This is a genomic window from Peptoniphilus sp. oral taxon 836 str. F0141, assembly GCF_000179335.1.
GTDB lineage: Bacteria > Bacillota > Clostridia > Tissierellales > Peptoniphilaceae > Peptoniphilus_A > Peptoniphilus_A lacrimalis.
Genome location: NZ_AEAA01000008.1, coordinates 1 through 2816, shown reverse-complemented (window position 1 = coordinate 2816; position 2816 = coordinate 1). Strand labels below are relative to the sequence as shown.

Here is a 2816-nt window from a genome sequence, read left to right as displayed (position 1 = left end):
GGTCGGTGTAGTGAGTTTGACCGTTTAGACCTGCCTTATAAATACTTTCAATTATTCCTTTATCTGTTTCTATATCAGGATCGCCCACACCAAAATCAATTAAATCTCTGTATATTTTTGAATAGTCATCTGAAAATGGAGATGCAGGGATTTTTCTAAAATTTCTTCCAATAAAATTTTTCATTCTTTTTTCCTCCTTTTGTAATTTTAACATATTTTTTATATATGAATAAAGTGTAATTTATAGGGGGTATATATATGGTATAATTAAAACACTAACTAATTTGGAGGGGCAATGGAAAAGATAGTAGTCAGACCAAGCGGCCCATTAAAAGGGAAAATAAGAATAGGTGGGGCAAAAAATGCAGCACTTCCTATTTTGGCAGCTTGTCTTTTAGGAACAGAAGATATAGTTTTGGAAGATGTACCAAAATTAAAAGATGTAGAAATAATGATTGAAGTTCTAAGAGAACTTGGGGTTAAAGTAAAATATGATGGAGACCTAATTGTTATTAATTCAAAAAATCTAACAAGTTATCAGACAAATTATGAGCTTATGAGCAAAATGAGAGCATCATTCTTAGTTATGGGACCACTACTTGCAAGAATGGGCAAAGCTGTTAATTCTTTACCCGGCGGATGTGCCATAGGTTCAAGACCAATAGATTTACACTTAAAAGGTTTTAAAGCTTTAGGAGCAAAAGTTGAAATGACTCATGGAAATATTTCTGCTAAAGCTGATAAATTACAAGCAAATAATATTTATTTAGATTTCCCGTCAGTAGGTGCAACAGAAAATATTATTATGACTGCCACTTTAGCTGAAGGAGAAACTTTGATAGAAAATTGTGCCAAGGAGCCTGAAATTGTCGATTTAGCAAGTTTTCTTAATAAGATGGGGGCTAAAATCACAGGTGCAGGAACTTCAACTATAAAAATAAAGGGAGTTCAAAAATTGAAAGGATGTTACCATCAAATAATTCCTGATAGAATTGTTGCTGGTACTTTTATGATAGCACCGGCAATTACTGGCGGAGATGTTCTTTTAGAAAATGTAATCACAAATCATATGAAACCAATTTTAGCAAAGCTTGAAGAAGCTGGGGCAGAAGTTATAGTAGATGATGATAAGGTAAGAGTTATAGGTAAGGAAAAAATTTATCCATTTGAAATAAAAACTCTTCCTCATCCAGGATTTCCTACAGATATGCAAGCTCCTTTTATGGCTTTACTAACTCAGGCTGAAGGTCAATCATCAATCATTGAAACAGTTTTTGAAAATAGATTTATGCACGCTGAAGAATTAAAGAAAATGGGGGCAAAAATCAAGGTTGTTGATAGGGAAGCAATAATATTGGGCAAGTCTAAATTGTATGGCTCAAAAGTAAATGCAACTGATTTAAGAGCAGGTGCTGCTCTAATTTTAGCCGGATTAGTAGCTGAAGGACAGACAGAAATCTCACAAATTTACCATATAGATAGGGGATACGAAAATATAGTTGAAAAATTCCAAGATAGGTGCTGACATTAGACGAATAGAAACAGATTGAGAGGATGATTGTATGAAAAAAATTATAGTATTAATGTTGGGAATCATGTTATTTTTTACAGGATGTGGAAAAAATACTTCTCAATCAAAAAATAATTCTGATACATTGAGAGTTTGTTTATCTGAAGATGCCAAAAATATTGATACTGCTCAAATTAACGATGATTATTCAGTTAATATTATAAATCAAGTTTATGATACTTTGGTAGAATTAAAACCTGATGGAAGCCTTGTAAATTCTCTGGCTGAAAAAATTGAAAATCCAGATCCACAAACTTTTATAATAACTTTAAAACCAGGGATTAAATTTTCAAATGGTGATGATTTAACTGTTGAAGATGTAATTTTTTCTTTAAAGAGAGCAGCATCTAGCGACCAATTCAAGACTTTTTACGGAAAAATAGATGAAAATTCTTATGAAAAAATAGATGATAGAACTTTGAAGTTTACTCTAAAAGAAATTGATGCTACTTTTCTAAAAGCACTTGGTCATCCTGCAGTTTCAATAGTTTCAAAGAAATTTGTAGAAAATGGTGGAGATTTAACTAAAGATTGTCTTGGTACGGGGGCTTATGTTCTTGACGAATGGGTACAAAATGACCATGCAAATTTTTCTTATAATAAATATTATTGGGGTGCTGAACCTAAATATAAAAATATAGAAATGAAAGTCATTCCTGAATCGTCACAAAGGTTAATTGAAGTTGAATCAGGAGGTATGGATTTAGCTTTAAAAATTGACCCTAATGACATTAAAAGTATTGAAGAAAATGAAGATTTAAAACTTCTTAAAAAAATGGACAATTCAGTGCATTTCATAGGTTTTAATATGGCAAAAAAACCTTTTGATAATAAAATAGCAAGACAAGCTCTAGTTAATGCTATAGATATGGAATCAATTTTTAAAACTGTTTATATGAACAGTGGCACTTTAGCATCAAGTCCTGTTAATCCAAATTTTAAATATTCCCTAGCTGGTGAACTCAAACCCTATAATAAAAATATAGAAAAAGCCAAAGAATTATTTGCCAAGGCAAATATTAAAGATGATAGTGAACTGACTATTTATGTTTCTGATAACCAAACAAGAGTAAATGTTGCAACAATGATGCAAGACCAGCTTAAAGATTTTGGTATAAATTTAAAAGTGGTAAGACTTGAATGGGGAGCCTTTATGGATGCTTTAAAAAATGGAGACCATAATATGTTTATAATGTCTTGGAATCCATCTATTATTGATACTCACTACGAATTATATCAACCTTTC

1 protein-coding gene and 2 pseudogenes are annotated in these 2816 nt (G+C 31.5%); 2 read left to right on the top strand and 1 reads right to left on the bottom strand.

The window, feature by feature from the left end:
• Positions 1 to 184, bottom strand: a pseudogene (locus HMPREF9131_RS00235) (aspartate aminotransferase); the annotation flags it as partial.
• Positions 185 to 295: 111 nt separating this feature from the next.
• Here HMPREF9131_RS00235 and murA point away from each other — a divergent pair.
• A pseudogene (murA, locus tag HMPREF9131_RS00230) lies at positions 296 to 1550 on the top strand (UDP-N-acetylglucosamine 1-carboxyvinyltransferase).
• Between the two features lie 12 nt (positions 1551 to 1562).
• On the top strand, positions 1563 to 2816 hold a 1254-nt coding region (locus HMPREF9131_RS00225; protein WP_009344710.1), incomplete at its 3' end, for an ABC transporter substrate-binding protein.